The sequence below is a fragment of the Planococcus soli genome (genome assembly GCF_016881065.1).
In the GTDB taxonomy this organism is placed as follows: Bacteria; Bacillota; Bacilli; order Bacillales_A; family Planococcaceae; genus Planococcus; species Planococcus soli.
This window is the reverse complement of sequence record NZ_WXYN01000003.1, coordinates 27,381-43,396: the sequence shown is the minus strand read 5'-3', so window position 1 is coordinate 43,396 and position 16,016 is coordinate 27,381. Positions and strand designations below refer to the sequence as shown.

Here is a 16,016-nt window from a genome sequence, read left to right as displayed (position 1 = left end):
ATAAACAGACGACGAAAGATCCGGAATATTAAACCGGATCTTTTTTAATTAATGGAAAAGTTTTTTCCGCATAAAAAAACTGCAGATCCACTCGTTTTAATCGAGTAGTCCGCAGCATTATTGGACTGCCGGAGCAGCTTTTTTCTTTATTAATAAAATACCGGTTAATATGACGCCGCTTAAGAAAATGGAGGCTGTGGTTACCAGCATTTCACCCGTGCCGTGCTTGACGGCGATCCCGATAAATGCCCAGATAAAGACCAGTGCAAAAGGAATGTCAAAGTGATGGAAACGGATATGCAGTGCAAGCGCAGTCGCCACTGTCAGCATGATCACTGTCCATAGCTGGTCACTGAGCCCCCATCCGTTCCAATTATAATAAGTCAGAACAAAACTGATATTGGCAATGGTTGCGACACTGATCCAGCCCATGTTCACTGAAATTGGCAGCCGTTCCGTAAATGTTCTCTCCGAATTGCTGTATTGCAGATAAAGCGCGATCAAGGCTAACAGGTAGCCGAGCATCGTGGCTATTGACCAGGCAAAAAATTCATAATGCCACAACAGCAGCCAGCTGATATTAAAGACGCAGCTTAAAATGAAAAATAAGGCAATCTTGGTTGAGGGGGTCTGTCCCTTTCTTAAGCGCACCCAGAATGCAATGATCCAAACAGCCAGCAAAAGATAGATGATGGACCATATCGAAAATACATAACCGGCGGGAGTGAACAGCACAAGAAGCCGGTTAGAAATTTCGCCTGTGGTTTGGCCATTCAGCGGCATGGTGTTTGCTAAAGTATTCATGACAATTACAGCGATAAAAGCGATTGTCATAAGCAAAATACGAATCATGCGAAATCCCTCCTTCATTTCAGTATAACGGTAGCCGTTTCAATCAACAATTATCCTTTTCCAAAAAATTTCCTAAAAATGGCGATAAGGTGAAGTGTTTTATGGTGAAGTGGAATATTGTTCCGGTTTCGGAAAGAAAAATGATATACTAAAGGAGCGTTTTTAGAAAATTTAGTTTACCAGGGGGCAGAATCATGACAGTTAACTATCCGGAAGTATGGGATTTGGATACGCTTTTTCCAGGAGGCAGCGAATCACAGGAATTGCGGCTACATATGAACGAAGCAGTAACAAAACTTTCAGCGTTTGAAGAGCTGGTCCACAACTTCAAAGTGCCGGCTGCAAAAGAAGATGCTCAAAAAGTAGCTGACTTGCTTGAACACATGAGCGGTGTGATGCGGCATCTTAGCCAATCCGGTGCATTTATAGGCTGTCTGATGGCACAGAACACACAAGATAAAAAAGCCGGAATTTTGGAAAGTGAAGCGTCTTCTCTGTCGGCACGTTTTCAAAACTCGTTCCAAAAAATCCAGCAGGACCTGTCGAAAACAGAAGATGGGGCATGGACAGAGCTGCTCGAAGAAAAATCCTTGCGTGAATTTACCTTTATCTTGAACGAATGGCGCGAAGAAGCAAAAATGCTGCTGTCTGAAAAGGAAGAAAGTTTGATTACGGCTTTAGGCGTTGACGGCTACCATAGCTGGAGCCAGCTATACGATATGCTGGTCGGAGAAATCAATGTCACTGTCAGCGTCGACGGCGAGTCCAAATCGTTATCAGTGGGGCAGGCAAATAACTTAAGCTCCCATAAAGATGCAGCGGTACGCAAGGAATCCTACGAGAAATTGGAAGAGGCTTGGACGGATAAAGAAGAGTTTTTTGCCAAGACCTTAAATTCCATAGCCGGTTTCCGTTTGGAGACTTATAAAAAGCGCGGATGGGACAACCCGCTGCAGGAGCCATTGCATATCAACCGCATGAAGCAGGAAACACTGGACGCCATGTGGGGAGCCATCAGCAACAACAAACAGCCTTTCGTCGATTATTTGGATCAAAAAGGCAAACTGCTTGGAAAAGATGGACTTGATTGGTATGACGTGGATGCACCGGTAACTGAAAGCACGCAGCAATTTTCTTATCAGGAAGGCGCGGAATTCATACTCAAACAGTTTGGCAAATTCGGCCCTGAACTGGAGCAATTTGCACAGCAGGCATTTGAAAAAGGTTGGATTGAAGCGGAAGACCGTCCAAATAAACGCCCAGGCGGATTTTGCACCGGCTTGCCGTTAAGTGAAGAATCACGCATTTTCATGACTTACAGCGGATCCATGTCCAATGTGGCTACCTTGGCGCATGAACTCGGGCATGCGTTCCATACGTATGCGTTGCGCCCGGTCCACTCCTTGAACCGGTCATACGCGATGAACGTAGCTGAAACCGCGTCGACATTCGCTGAAATGATTGTGGCAGATGCGGCTGTTAAAAATGCGCAGTCCAAGGAAGAAAAAATCGCATTGTTGGAAGACAAAGTCCAGCGCAGTGTGGCGTTCTTTATGAACATCCATTCTCGCTTCCTTTTCGAAACCCGTTTCTATGAAGAACGCAAAAAGGGCGTTGTTCCGGCATCCCGATTAAATGAATTGATGGAGCAGGCACAAACAGAAGGATTCGCTGGTGGATTGGCATCAACGCATCCGCATTTCTGGGCATCTAAACTGCATTTTTACATTACGTATGTGCCATTTTATAACTTCCCGTATACGTTTGGCTATTTGTTCTCTTTGAGTGTATATGCAAAAGCACTGGAAGAAGGAAGCGGCTTTGAAGAAAAATACTTGGCTTTGCTTCGTGATACAGCAGTGATGTCAGCAGAAGACTTGGCAATGAAACATTTGGGCGAAGATATCACGCAGCAGGCTTTCTGGGAAAAAGGAATCGCTTTATGTGTCCAGGATGCCGAAGAATTTATTTCGCTGACATCTGCTGAGGCCTAATATGAACTTGCTTTTCGAAGGACAGACTTGTTACCTGCGCAGTTTAACCGTCGACGATGCAGAAGAGATGATGGAATTGCTGCTGCGCAACCGGGATTATTGGTCTGTGTACGAACCGCGCCACCGGGACAGTTATTTTTCAGCAGCCGTTCAGCGGGAAAAAATTCGGGAATCGATCTACCAGGCGAGAGAAAATCGGGAGTACAGTGTAGGGATTTTTGAATATGGCACGAAAAAGCTGATTGGCCACATTTCCGTATACAGTGTCAAGCGCATGCCTTTTTTAAGTGCATTGGTCGGTTATTCCATTGATGAAGCATATATTGGCAAAGGCATTGCAACAGAAGCGGTAAAACTAATGACTGTTTTCGGGTTTGAAGAGCTTCGCCTCCATCGGATGGAAGCCTATGTTTCACCAGAGAATGAAGGCTCTATACGGGTATTGGAAAAAACCGGATTTCGCCGGGAAGGCTTGCTTAAGGAGTTTCTCTATATCAATGGTGAATGGAAAGACCATTATTACTATGCCATGATTGAGAAAGAATTTTGAAAGGGCAAGGCCACCTATAAAAAATGGTGGAAAGAGATGCAGCGCTGGTTTGAAACGTGAATAAAAGTAGAGGAAGGTGCGTAAAATGGATAAAGAAAAAATGTTCTCTTATCATAAATGGGCGACACTGGCTTGCTTGGAACATGTTCAAACCTTGGGCGAGGACTTATATCAGAAAGAAGGAGCAAATTCTTTTGCTTCGATTCATGCGACAGTTGAACACGTGATCGGAGTGGAAAAACTGTGGCTGCTCCGAATGATGGGGGTAGCTAAACCGGCATTTGAGCATTATGAAGTGGAAACAACCCAAAAAGCGATGGAGGCATTAATGCTGCTGCATGCTGAAATGGAATTGTTTTTTGCATCATTGTCGGAAGAACAGTGGCAGGAAACACTCGATTACCAAAATATGCGTGGAGACGATTTTTCCTCAACACGGGAAGAGATGCTGTTTACCATTGTCAATCATGCCAGCTATCATAGAGGACAGATTGCCTCGTTTCTCCGGCAATTCGGCAAAGAGGGAACAGCCCTCGATTATATTTATTACCAAAAACAAAACCGCTGAGAATTTCTCAGCGGTTTTTGTTTCCGTTAACGACAACATCCAGTTTGCCTGTGGTCGGATCGATGACCAGGCCATGGACAGGAACCGTGGTGTCGAGCAGAGGGTGGTTGCGGACCATATTGACGCTGTGGGCGACGCTTTCCGTCACATCATCAAATCCGCGGAGCCAGCCTTTCAAATCCACTCCGGAATACTCCATCATATCAATGGTCTTTTCATCTACGCCCCGATGTTTCATCTTTTCCAGCATTTTTTCAGGATTAATGGAAGCCATGCCACAATCGTGGTGTCCGATAATGTAGATTTCATCTGCATTCAACTCGTACACAGCAACAAGCAGGCTGCGCATGATGCCGCCGAATGGGTGGTTGATGACAGCCCCGGCGCTTTTGACGATTTTAATGTCGCCGTTTTTAAAATTCATCGCTTTTGGCAGCATTTCAAACAGGCGCGTATCCATGCATGTCAATATAACAACTTTCTTGTCAGGAAATTTGGTGGTCATAAACTCTTCATAACGCTTTTCCTTCACAAACTCTTCGTTATACTCCAGAATTTCATCTAATAAAGCCATTATGCTTCCCCCTCATTGAGTGATACCTTTTAAGTTTAATCCAAATTTCTGAAAAAGACGAATGGAAATGATAACTATAAAGAAAATTAGGGGAAAAGTCATTCCTCGGAAGTGTTTTTTGATAACACAATGCTTTTTATAGGAAACGAATATATATTGATGGTCCTGATGCAGCAAGTTTCTATAACTATAAAAACTGAAGACAATCCGATTATCTCGTCATGTCATCAGTTTTCTTTTATTGTCCATTTTCTTATGGCACAAGTTGGAGTTGCATGGCGCTTGCGCTTTTCTTTATGTCTAGACTCCAGCACCCAGCTCTTCGGTCATAAGCCAGCCCAACTATGCGGCAAAAAGTGCCGCTTCGCCGGTCCGTCTTATGCCCGTCAGAGCTCCACAGGCGCTTGCGCTTTTCTTGTTGTCCAGCTCCAGCAGCCAGCCCCTCGAGTCGCTTCAGCCTTACCAGCAATGGCGAAGACCGCCATTATCGGTAAGGCTTCCAGCGCTTGTCGGGGCTAAACGGCTGCTTGCGCATTTTTTTGTGTCCAGCTCCAGCACCCAGAATCTAGGGTCATAAGTCACTCTGGCTGTGCGGCTGAAGAACGCCGCTTCGCCCGAGCGTCTTATGCCCGTCGAATCTCCACGGGCGCTTGCGCTTTTCTTTGTTACCGGGACATTTTCTCTAATTGCTTAATCATGTCTAGTGACAGGCCTGTTCCGATGGCGACCGATTCGAGAGGCTGCGGGGCAATATGAACTGGGACAGATATTTCTTTTGACAGCCATTCCTGCATGCCTTTTAGAAGAGCGCCGCCTCCCGAAATGACGACTCCCTGGTCAACCATATCGCCGGACAATTCGGCCGGGCAATTTTCCAAGGTGGCGCGGATGCACTCCAAAATAGCGGATAATGATTCCTTAAGTGCTTCCTGGGTTTCAAGAGAACTCAACGTGATGGTTTTCGGCAAGCCGCTCATGATGTCGCGGCCTCGGATTTCCATATGCTTCACTTCATGGGGAACTGGCGCATAGCCGATTTCCTTTTTGATATTTTCGGCAGTGCGTTCACCGATCAGGATATTGTAATGCTTGCGGACGTATTGGATGATGTCTTCGTCCATGCGGTCGCCGGCCACTTTGACAGTGTTTGAAGAAACCACTCCGCCAAATGAAATGATGCCGACTTCTGTGGTGCCGCCGCCTATATCCACAATGACGCTTGCGACCGGTTCACTGATGGGCAGATCTGCGCCAATAGCAGCCGCTACGGTTTCTTCGATCAAGTGAACGGTTTTAGCACCGCTTTGTTTTACCGCATCGTGGATTGCGCGGCGTTCTACTGTCGTGGCTCCAGAAGGCGTACAAACCATAACATTGGGTTTCCGGTAAGCACTGCCGAGTTGTTTTGCTGCTCTTTGCATAATGATTTTCAAGAGGTCTCTGGTGACATCAAAGTCTGCAATGACTCCGTCTTTTAAGGGGCGGATAACCAGGATGGAGTCGGGAGCTTTGCCGAGCATGGCTTTTGCTTCATCTCCAACTGCCAGCACTGCGCGTGTTTTCGCATCCAGTGCTACGACAGAAGGTTCATTTATGATGATGCCTTTTGCTTTTGTATAAACTAATATATTCGCGGTTCCTAAATCGATACCGATATCTATTGCAGAAAACATATATAAATTCCTCCTATGAATAAAGACGCTAACTAGTACGGATTTTACCATTGCCAAAGAGTAAGCGAAAGAGCCGAAGGGACCTAAAGGGCAGAGAAATGGATAAAACATTTATATTTTATCCGGCTTACGTAGCAGAGAACATAAAAACCGGCTTCAATGAAGAAGCCGGTTTTAGTCGCTTAGTATTTTTTTTCAGGAATAGGGTCTACATGCTCCGCGTCGTGCGGATGCAGCTCTTTCCCAAGAAAGTGTAGAAGCGTGAAGAAAAACAAGAAAATTACGACCATAAAGCCGAGTGTGACAGTAATGCCATAAAACATAATGATAACTCCTCTCTAAACTGTAATTATCAATGTTAAGTATACATGATTTTACCGGAAAAAATAAGTGTCGAATTATCGATACTTAAAATGCCCAATTGCCGCCGCGGAAAATTGCCTCACGCGATCCGTCTTCCAAGATTCCATCGATGTCCATTTCTGAAGAGCCGACCATGAAATCGACATGCGTGATGCTTTGGTTCAAGCCATTTTTCAACAACTCTTCCTGGGACATCGTCTTTCCGCCTTCAATACAGAATGCGTAAGCGCTTCCGATGGCAAAATGGTTTGATGCGTTTTCATCGAACAAGGTGTTATAGAATAAAATATTCGAATCGGAAATTGGTGACTGATGGGGAACCAATGCCACTTCGCCAAGGAAATGCGATCCTTCGTCGGTTGCAACAAGTTGTTTCAGGACGTCTTCGCCTTGCGCAGCTGTCACGTCGACAATTTTTCCGTCTTTGAATGTGACTTTGAAATCGTCGATGATGTTTCCTCCATAGCTCAAAGGCTTTGTACTGGATACATAGCCGTTTACACCCGTTTTATGCGGTACTGTAAACACTTCTTCAGTTGGCATGTTCGCCATGAAAGCATCGCCTTTTTCATTGATCGATCCAGCTCCACACCATAGATGGCCATCTGGAAGAGCCACTTCCAAATCAGTTTTCGGTGACGTGTAATGAAGTTTGGCGTATTTCTTGCCGTTCAAATAATCGACCTTTGTATGAAGCAACTGGTCATGCTCACTCCATGCCTCAATCGGCTGATCGAGATCTGCGCGGACTGCTTTAAAGATCGCATCCCATAGCGTATCAATTTGCTGCTCTGCCGGTACATCCGGAAAGACTTTCGCAGCCCATTTTTGGGAAGGAGCTGCAATAACAGTCCAGCTGATTTTATCCGATTGGACGTATTGGCGGTATTTGCTCAATGCCTGCCCAGTCGCTTTTTGGAAAGCGGCAATGCGCTTCGAGTCGATTCCGGCTAAAAGGTCCGGGCTTTGTGATACGACACTGATAAAAGCAGCCCCTTGGTCAGCCAATTGCTCCCGTTCCTGTACTTTCCAGGCCGGATACTCTGAAAACGAATCTTCTGGCGCCATTTCAAAGCGCAGACGTGAAATGGCATCATCGTTCCAGTCGACATACACTTGCTTAGCTCCTGTTTCGTAAGCTTTTTGAGTAATCAAACGAACCAGTGGTGCAGCCTCAATTGCAGCAGCAATATAAAGCTGCTGGCCAGATTGAATATTTACTCCCACTTTTACAGCCAGTTCAGCATAGCGGGTTAACTTTTCATTAAAAGATGTCAAATAAATCTCTCCTCTCATCTCCTCTATAGTAGCAATTTTCAGTCACCCCCTGCAATGTTTTATAACGATATTCGAAATAATATTTCCCTTGCCTTTTTCGTTATAAAAGTTTATGATTTAAACAAATGTTTGAACGGAGGTGTTGAAATGAATCAGAAAGAAGTGGAAGTGCTGGAACTGATACGCCGCAACCCATATCTATCCCAACAGGAAATGGCGGAGCACTTGAATATGTCCAGGCCATCGCTTGCCAACTTTATTTCGAATCTGATGCGCCAAGGAAAAATTCTTGGGCGTGCATACGTTTTGCCGGAGGAAAAAACGGTAATTTGCATCGGCGGCGCCAATGTCGACAGAAAATTTTTGATGGACCAGCCTGCACAGATGGGAACCTCAAATCCTGCATCGGTTTCAGGCAGTGTCGGAGGTGTCGCACGAAACGTTGCTGAGAATCTGGGGCGGCTTGGCCGTTCCGTCAAACTCTTGTCGATTGTCGGCAATGATCCGGAATGGAATTTAATAGAGGCTGCTTCGAACTCTTTTATGTCGACTGAACTGACAAAAGCCATTGATGGGCTTTCAACAGGGACATATACAGCAATCTTGGAGCCGGATGGCGAAATGCTGCTGGCCATGGCGGATATGAAAATCTATGATTTAATGACGCCGGAATACGTCGCTAAAAATGAAAGTGTCCTATTGTCGGCTGCTTTTCTCGTCATCGATTTAAACAGTCCGCTGGAAACGCTGGAATATGTTCGGCGACTGGCTTTAACCAATAAAATTCCACTGGCAGTGATTCCGGTGTCTGCACCAAAAATGGAGCGGTTGAGCGATGATTTGACAGGCATAAGCTGGCTGATCCTGAACCGTGACGAAGCAAGCAAATATTTGCAGCAATCCATTGATTCGCTGGATAGCTGGCATCAGGCTGCTGAGCAGCTCTTGGCACGGGGAGCAGAAGCCGTGGTGATCACAGGCGGAAAAGATGGAGCAGTAGCTGGAAATGCTGACGGTATCCGCCATTACCACTCGATGCCAGTCGAGCAGGTTACGGATGTAACGGGAGCTGGCGATGCATTTTCCAGTGCTATCATCCACAGCGTGATGGATGGCCAGGAATTTGAGTTAACTATTCAAACGGCTATGGTCAATGCAGCCAAAACATTGGAAAGCAATGCGACAGTACGTCTTGAATTAAACGCTGCACAACTACAAAAAGAACTGGAGGAATTACAATGACATCAATGATTTCCTATTCAACTGAAGTACAACAAGCAATAGAGGGCAAAAAACCGATCGTGGCGCTCGAATCGACCATCATCTCACATGGCATGCCTTATCCGCAGAATGTTGAAACGGCCCGTATGGTAGAGCAGATCATACGTGACAATGGAGCAGTTCCTGCAACCATCGCGATTATGAACGGCAAAATCAAGATTGGTTTATCCGAGGAGGAATTGGAGTTGCTCGGCAACAGCCCGGGCGTTTCCAAAGTGTCGAGAAGAGATATCGGCCAATTGATTGCAACAAAAAAAATTGGTGCTACAACAGTAGCGGCAACGATGATTTGTGCAGAGCTTGCAGGCATTCGGGTTTTCGCTACCGGCGGGATTGGCGGGGTGCACAGAGGGGCTGAGACAACGATGGATATTTCAGCTGATTTGGAAGAACTTTCAAACACTGGAGTCGCAGTCGTTTGTGCAGGAGCGAAGTCGATTTTGGATATTGGTTTGACATTGGAATACTTGGAAACGAAAGGCGTTCCGGTCATAGGGTTCCAAACAGATGTAATGCCGGCATTCTATACCCGTTCAAGCGGTTTTGACCTGACGTTCCGCAGCGATGACTCAGCCGAGCTCGCCAAAGTGCTGAAAGCAAAATGGGATCTGGGAATAAAAGGCGGAGCAGTTATCGCCAATCCGATTCCAGCAGAACATGCTTTGGAGGAATCGTTCATCAATGGCATCATCGCTCAAGCAATGGCTGAAGCGAATGACAATGGCATTTCAGGAAAAGAAGTGACGCCATTCCTTTTAGGTAAAGTCAAAGAGCTGACTGAAGGGAAAAGCCTGGTCGCCAATATCGAACTGGTTAAGCATAATGCGAAAGTCGGAGCTCAGCTCGCTGCAGCTTATAACCAACTTTAAGAATAATTTGTGAAAAGAAGTCCATCCTTGGGCTTCTTTTTTTGTTAGGGAGGTTTTATGGGTTTTCAGTCTCATAAAGGTAGGGTAAGGAGAAAGAAGGGGATGAAGCAGATGAAAACTGACGTATTTATAGGCGGGGGTGGAATCGGTGGATTGACGCTCGCTTTAAAATTGGTGCAGCGCGGAATCGATGTGGTTCTCGCCGAACGAATGGCTGTTAAAGCGCCTACCTACAAGGGCGAGCTTCTGCAGCCAAAAAGTATGCAGATATTTGATGGCCTCGGACTGTACAAACAAATATGTGATCGTTCAAATGAAATTAAAGTACTGGATATGCTTGAACTTTCAAGCACCCTGCAAGTGAAAGACCAGGCATTCATGGATTACAGTGTGCTGCCAGGCAAGTATAATGCAGCATACATGATGCATCACGAAGAATTGAAATCCGTTATTTTAAAAGCAGCTTCAGAATATGAAAACTTTCATTATTTAAAAGGTACTTCCTGCAAAGGCTATGGAGAAAAAACGGCTTTGCTTCAAAAAGGGACAGAAAAATTCGAAGTAGAGGCACAATTTTTCTTTGGTGCCGAGGGTCGGTCTTCGGTCACGCGAAAAGCGATGGAAATCGAAGTTAAGCAGACCACCTACAATCATCATTTTCTGACAGTGACGTTTCCGCGTTCAGAAAGTTTTACAGATGGGAAAATCATATCCACCTACAATCGCTTTTTGGGTCTTTTCCCGCTGCCTGACGACCAAGTGCGCAGCGTGTATTTGATTCCGCCTGGAGATTACAAGCAGTTGAAAGAAAAGCCGATAAGTCACTTTCATAAATTGTATACCGATCTGGCACCCGCAGTAGACGGTTATGTTCAGAAATTGACGGATTGGAAGAAAATCCAATTGATGATTCCGGTCATGTATCATGCCGATTCTTATGTAAAAGGCACCAAGGCAATTATTGGCGATGCCTGCCATGCTGTGCATCCGATGGCAGGTGAAGGAATGAATATGGCAATTCAGGATGCTGATATTCTGGGTGAATTGGCGGCAGATATGTTTAAAGAAGGAAAAATGAACACCAGTAATTTAAAGTGGTTTGAAACTGTCCGCTATAAGCGTGCAGACCATGTAATTCAGCTGAGCCATTTGGCGGCACTTGCCTACTCGTTCCCGTTCAAACCGGTGAGCTATTTACGCCAGCGGACATTCGAGCGTATGGAGGAAGATCCAATTCTCCACTTTAAGCAGATGTTGAACGTTTCGGGACTTGGCATGTGGAAAGAGAATTTCCGTGACCGCTTTATCCAGGGGGGCATTATGCCTGTCCGCATGAAAGATTTGACGGATGACACAAAAGAAATGAAATATTATACACAGGAAGAAGATTACCCATGGAAAGCGGAGGGACTCATATGATTGATGTCATGAAAATGTTTAAAGCAAGAATGTACATGAAGCGCAACGAACCTTTTTTATACAGCTGGCACGCGTACGTAGGCTATGAATTGGATTTATTTAAAGCTTTCGAACGTCCGGTAACAAAATTTGATGTGGCGGATGCCTTGCAATTGGACGAAGATCTGCTGAACCAATGGGTGAGGGTTGGAGTATCCATCGGCCACCTGAAAGAAGCAGGAAGAAATCGCTATAAAACATGGAACGCCTGGAAGTTGCCGAAACCGAAAGGCAATAATTCTTCCGGGGTGCTGCTGAAGGAAATGATGGAGCTGCATATTCCGACATTATTGAATTATCCGGAAATGATGCGCAAGCAGGAACGTCTGCATTTTGATGAAGAAAAGCATGCGCCGACCGTTGCTGAAACGAGCCGATTGCTGGAAGTACTGGCATTGCCGAAGATGTCCAGACGCCTAAAAGGGAAAGATGTTGATACTGTATTGGATATCGGCTGTGGAGAAGGCGGCTATATCAAGAAATTGGCTGAACGCTTTCCGAATACGCATTTCACCGGAATTGAGATTAGCCCTGCTGTAACCGAAGTTGCGAAAAGCCTGACCAGAGATAATCAGAACGTTTCCATTGAAAATGCTGATCTATGGAAATACAAACCTGTCCAACTGCAAGGAATGGTCATGATGAACAACGTCATCCACTATATCGACCTCGAAAAACGCCAGGACCTCTTCACTGAACTGTCCAGCTGGATAAAAGAAGAAGGAATTCTTTCGGTAGTAACGCCGATTGCTGGAGATAGCGATAGTACCCCATTCGCTAACGTCTTCAACAGCTTCTTCTCATCATTCGACAACCTCTACCGCCTGCCCGCGCGCCAAGAGTTAGCCCAGTGGGGAGAACATGCAGGACTCGAATTGCTCAGCATCCAAACCGTCATAAAAGAAGGCGGCTGGTATATTGTGCAGTATGAAAAGAAAAGCTGAGGCGATCGTTTTGCTCCGACAGACATAAGCAGCACTTCCGAAGCGGGGTATTTTGCCGCACAGGAAGTGCTGCTTATGATCCGAGGAGCAGGTCGCTGAAGCTGGACAAAGAAAAGCTGAAGAAGCCGTTAAGGTTCGACAGGCATAAGACAGACCGGCGAAGCGACGTGTTTTAGTCGCACAGACGGGTTGGCTTATGACCCGAGAACCTGGCTTCTGAAGCTGGACAGAGAAAAGCTAAGGCGACCGTTAAAAAAGTGTAAATATTCGATTCAGCAAAAAAATGCCCTGAAGGAACATTCCTTCAGGGCATTTCAATTTGCCTTATTTGCGCAAAGAACCAAGTTCCGTTGCGATGGCCTGCATTTCACTTGTACTGAACTTGTCACGTGTTGAGACCATTTCATACAGTTCATGCAAGTCTTCGTACTGTGATGCGTTGAAATGTTCAGCTTTCATTGCGTCGACATTAACCATGCGCAATTTCGCTTTTATTTCTTCAATCATATAGCTGACATTTTCTGGAGATGGTTTTGATAAGTCCATGATAAGTTCCTGCCTTTCAGGTGGATATGCTTTATCATTTCATTATTCAAATGCAATGTCAATTGCCAGCACGTTCGGCTTCTTTTTCTTCTTTGATTTTGGCGATGATGCGTTTTGTCTCGTAAACAATGACGCCGGACAAACCAAGGAGTCCGATCAAGTTCGGGAACGCCATCAGACCATTCATAACATCAGAGAATGTCCAAACAACATCTAGAGAAACGGTTGCACCGACAAACACCATCAATACGAAAGCGATGCGGTAAACGACAAGCAATGCCGGGTTTTTAAACAAGTACTGGAAACATTTCTCCCCGTAATAAGACCAACCAATAATCGTAGAAGAGGCAAAGAAAATCAATCCGATGGCTACAACAATTGGTCCTGCGCCTCCGAGGAATTGTTCAAAAGCAGCTGTTGTCAATGCTGCGCCTTCTAATGATTTATCTGTATAAAGGCCTGACATAACGATTGTGACACCTGTAATTGAACAGATGATGATGGTATCGAAAAACACCTGTGTCATGGAGACCAATGCCTGGCGTCCAGGAAGATCCGTGATAGCGGCAGCGGCAGCAATCGGAGCAGATCCAAGCCCTGCTTCGTTGGAGAATACGCCTCGTGCCACACCATAGCGGATAGCGGCACCAATAGCGCCACCGACTGCAGCTTCACCAGTAAATGCCGCACTGAAGATTGTAGCAAACGCTCCAGGAATCAGCTCCATATTGAAGATCATAATAATAATTCCTGCGATTATGTAGAAAAGCGCCATAAAAGGAACAAAGTATGAAGTGACGCGGCCGATACTCTTAATGCCGCCAAGCAATACCAATGCTGTGAAAATAGTTAAAATAATTCCAGTAACCCATGTCGGAACGCTGAAAGTATCACGAACAACTGATGCTACAGAGTTTGATTGCGTACCGTTTCCAATTCCAAAGGCGGCAATCGCCCCAAAAACAGCGAACAAGACAGCAAGCCATTTCTGTTTCAATCCATGCTCAAGATAGTACATCGGTCCGCCAGCCATTTGGCCTCTGGCATCGACTACACGGTATTTGACTGCAAGCACGGCTTCACCATATTTAGTGGCCATTCCGAAAAATGCAGAAAACCACATCCAGAAGACGGCACCCGGTCCGCCTAGAATGACCGCTGTTGCGACACCGACGATATTACCGGTTCCGACCGTCGCCGCCATTGCGGTGGAAAGAGCCTGGAAATGACTGATATCCCCTTTAGAAGTTGTATCCGTATTTTTAGTGAAAACCAATTTCAAGGCGTAAGGCAATAGACGGACCTGCAGAACGCCGAGTCGGACAGTTAAGAAAATTCCAGTACCTACTAATAAAATCAATAAAGGCGGTCCCCATACGTAACCGCTGATAGTGCCCAATAATTCTTCGATCTGTGCCATTGTTTCTCCTCCTTTTCTTAACTTTTCTTTCTTTAAAAACCTCCTGTAAGCATAATATTCCGAAAGTTTTTCAATATAGTCAAGTTATTTTTAAAAAATAACTTATACATAAGTGTTTAGAATTTCAAAGATTAGGGAAAATTCCTAACAGATGTGAAAATCTTATTTTATTATTGGGAGGAATTTAGGATGAGCCAAAACAAATTAATGACAGGTTTATTAGTAGGAGCAGCAGTGGGAATTATTGTCTCACTACTTGATAAAAACACGAGAAACGATGTTGTGAACAAATCGAAAAAAGCAAGCAGCAGTGCAAAATACTACGCTTCAAATAGAGACGAATTAGTGCAGGCTTTCCAGCAACAAGCTGAAAGAGCACAAAATCTGTATTCACGTATCTCTGAAGATGCTTCTTATGTGGGCAGCAAAGTAAACGAGTTGAAAGATATGACTCCGCAAGTGAAAGAAATGGCACTGGAAACAAAAGAAGCATTTATGGATACGAAAAATGCAGTTGTAGAAACGAAAGATGATGTTATCTCAGCAGTTAAAGAAGACAATCCATCTCCAACTTCTTCACTGACAGATGATAAGGGTTCTTCTTCAAAATCAAATAACAGCTCATCATCAAATAACAACTCATCGAGCAACAATTCATCAACATCTAATAACAATGCCGGGAAAAGCAATCAGTCTGGCAACAATTCAAATTCCGGGAATCGGTCATAAGCCGATTACTCCCTTAAAACCTGCAGGACAGCAAAGGGACCAAGACCGTGAGCATGCAGTCAGTTATGATGTGACAACGGGAAAAGGTTTTTTGAAAGAATTGCTTCAGCGGATTAAAGACGTCGACGTGCCAGGACTTGGAGCACAGTTGGCGTTTTTTTTCCTCTTGTCAATTTTTCCTTTGCTGATTTTCCTGGTAACCCTGTTGCCGTATTTATCTTTATCGCAAGATCAAATATATAGTTTCATGGAAGAAGTTGTTCCAGCAGAAGTCTATGTACTGATTGAAAGTACTTTAGCAGAAATTTTAACCAGTCAAAACACTGGATTGTTGTCATTTGGTATTTTAGCGACGATTTGGTCGGCAAGCCTAGGTATGGATGCCTTGATCAAGTCTTTGAATCTTTCTTACAAAGTAACAGAAAATCGCCCGCTTCTTATAGCTCGGGGAATGTCGATTCTGATGACTATACTGTTGATTTTTATTTTGATCGTAGCTTTGGCATTGCCTGTTTTTGGCGAGCAGCTAGGGTTATTGATATTTTCATTTCTGGGTTTGGAAGCAGGATTTCTGACTTTGTGGAGTTCAATTCGCTTTACCATCCCGGCAGTCATCACATTTGTCGCTTGCGCCATCATCTACTGGCTAGCCCCGAATGTAAGGATGAACATTCTGAGCGTTCTGGGAGGTGCCGCATTTGCAGCCATTGGCTGGATAGTGACTTCCTATTTGTTTTCCATCTACATTAGCAATTTCGGTAACTTTTCAGCCACCTATGGCAGTATCGGCGGTGTTATCATCCTGATGCTATGGCTGTATATCTCCGCCATGCTATTGATAATTGGTGGACAAATTAATGCTGTGATGAAAGAGCGCCGGCATTTCAACAAAAAGAAGGCATCTTGAATGATTAACA

The 16,016-nt window shown here is 44.9% G+C and carries 16 protein-coding genes; 9 read left to right on the top strand and 7 right to left on the bottom strand.

Annotation, left to right across the window (positions count from 1 at the left end; genetic code table 11):
* Nucleotides 1–117 precede the first annotated feature (117 nt).
* The gene (locus GJB59_RS00775; RefSeq protein ID WP_142829853.1) at nt 118–852 is read right to left on the bottom strand and encodes a TspO-related membrane protein; all 735 of its coding nucleotides are present in this window, start codon (nt 850–852) and stop codon (nt 118–120) included.
* A 194-nt stretch (nt 853–1,046) separates the two neighbouring features.
* Here GJB59_RS00775 and GJB59_RS00770 point away from each other — a divergent pair, with 194 nt between their 5' ends.
* From GJB59_RS00770 to GJB59_RS00760, 3 genes are all read left to right on the top strand, one after another.
* On the top strand, nt 1,047–2,846 hold the full coding sequence (locus tag GJB59_RS00770; protein ID WP_142829851.1) for a M3 family oligoendopeptidase: 1,800 nt from the start codon (nt 1,047–1,049) through the stop codon (nt 2,844–2,846).
* A 1-nt stretch (nt 2,847) separates the two neighbouring features.
* Nucleotides 2,848–3,396 carry a GNAT family N-acetyltransferase gene (locus GJB59_RS00765; RefSeq protein ID WP_142829849.1) on the top strand — a complete coding sequence of 183 codons (549 nt, stop codon included), beginning with the start codon at nt 2,848–2,850 and terminating at the stop codon, nt 3,394–3,396.
* A gap of 85 nt (nt 3,397–3,481) precedes the next feature.
* The gene (locus GJB59_RS00760; RefSeq protein WP_142829847.1) at nt 3,482–3,964 is read left to right on the top strand and encodes a DinB family protein; all 483 of its coding nucleotides are present in this window, start codon (nt 3,482–3,484) and stop codon (nt 3,962–3,964) included.
* A gap of 7 nt (nt 3,965–3,971) precedes the next feature.
* On the opposite strand, the gene GJB59_RS00755 is transcribed toward GJB59_RS00760, so the two are convergent.
* The 4 genes from GJB59_RS00755 to GJB59_RS00740 form a co-directional block, all read right to left on the bottom strand.
* Complete coding sequence (locus GJB59_RS00755) at nt 3,972–4,538, bottom strand: beta-class carbonic anhydrase (RefSeq protein ID WP_142829844.1); 567 nt, start codon at nt 4,536–4,538, stop codon at nt 3,972–3,974.
* A 665-nt stretch (nt 4,539–5,203) separates the two neighbouring features.
* Nucleotides 5,204–6,211 (bottom strand): rod-share determining protein MreBH, encoded by a 1,008-nt coding sequence (mreBH, locus tag GJB59_RS00750; RefSeq protein ID WP_142829842.1) that lies wholly within the window; start codon nt 6,209–6,211, stop codon nt 5,204–5,206.
* Nucleotides 6,212–6,393: 182 nt separating this feature from the next.
* A complete protein-coding gene (locus GJB59_RS00745) occupies nt 6,394–6,534 on the bottom strand; it encodes a hypothetical protein (RefSeq protein ID WP_185960109.1) in 141 nt (46 codons plus the stop codon).
* Between the two features lie 85 nt (nt 6,535–6,619).
* Nucleotides 6,620–7,852, bottom strand: a complete 1,233-nt coding sequence (locus tag GJB59_RS00740) for an aminopeptidase (RefSeq protein WP_142829840.1) — start codon at nt 7,850–7,852, stop codon at nt 6,620–6,622.
* A gap of 147 nt (nt 7,853–7,999) precedes the next feature.
* On the opposite strand from GJB59_RS00740, the gene GJB59_RS00735 reads away from it, so the two are divergent.
* The 4 genes from GJB59_RS00735 to GJB59_RS00720 all read left to right on the top strand — a co-directional run bounded on the left by GJB59_RS00735 (nt 8,000) and on the right by GJB59_RS00720 (nt 12,404).
* Complete coding sequence (locus GJB59_RS00735) at nt 8,000–9,094, top strand: carbohydrate kinase (RefSeq protein WP_142829837.1); 1,095 nt, start codon at nt 8,000–8,002, stop codon at nt 9,092–9,094.
* The gene (locus tag GJB59_RS00730; RefSeq protein ID WP_142829835.1) at nt 9,091–10,002 is read left to right on the top strand and encodes a pseudouridine-5'-phosphate glycosidase; all 912 of its coding nucleotides are present in this window, start codon (nt 9,091–9,093) and stop codon (nt 10,000–10,002) included. The genes GJB59_RS00735 and GJB59_RS00730 overlap by 4 nt, the downstream gene beginning before the upstream one ends.
* A 111-nt stretch (nt 10,003–10,113) precedes the next feature.
* On the top strand, nt 10,114–11,421 hold the full coding sequence (locus GJB59_RS00725) for an FAD-dependent oxidoreductase (protein WP_185960113.1): 1,308 nt from the start codon (nt 10,114–10,116) through the stop codon (nt 11,419–11,421).
* Nucleotides 11,418–12,404 (top strand): class I SAM-dependent methyltransferase, encoded by a 987-nt coding sequence (locus GJB59_RS00720; protein ID WP_142829831.1) that lies wholly within the window; start codon nt 11,418–11,420, stop codon nt 12,402–12,404. Before GJB59_RS00725 ends, GJB59_RS00720 begins: the two co-directional genes overlap by 4 nt.
* A 324-nt stretch (nt 12,405–12,728) precedes the next feature.
* On the opposite strand, the gene GJB59_RS00715 is transcribed toward GJB59_RS00720, so the two are convergent.
* Entirely contained in the window at nt 12,729–12,950 is a 222-nt protein-coding gene (locus GJB59_RS00715; protein WP_142829829.1) for a DUF1128 domain-containing protein, read from the bottom strand.
* Between the two features lie 58 nt (nt 12,951–13,008).
* A complete protein-coding gene (locus GJB59_RS00710; RefSeq protein WP_142829827.1) occupies nt 13,009–14,370 on the bottom strand; it encodes an alanine/glycine:cation symporter family protein in 1,362 nt (453 codons plus the stop codon).
* 189 nt (nt 14,371–14,559) lie between these two features.
* Between GJB59_RS00710 and GJB59_RS00705 the strand changes: the two genes are divergently transcribed.
* Complete coding sequence (locus GJB59_RS00705) at nt 14,560–15,099, top strand: YtxH domain-containing protein (RefSeq protein ID WP_142829825.1); 540 nt, start codon at nt 14,560–14,562, stop codon at nt 15,097–15,099.
* On the top strand, nt 15,044–16,006 hold the full coding sequence (locus GJB59_RS00700) for a YihY/virulence factor BrkB family protein (protein ID WP_236015325.1): 963 nt from the start codon (nt 15,044–15,046) through the stop codon (nt 16,004–16,006). Before GJB59_RS00705 ends, GJB59_RS00700 begins: the two co-directional genes overlap by 56 nt.
* The last annotated feature ends 10 nt before the right edge of the window (nt 16,007–16,016 follow it).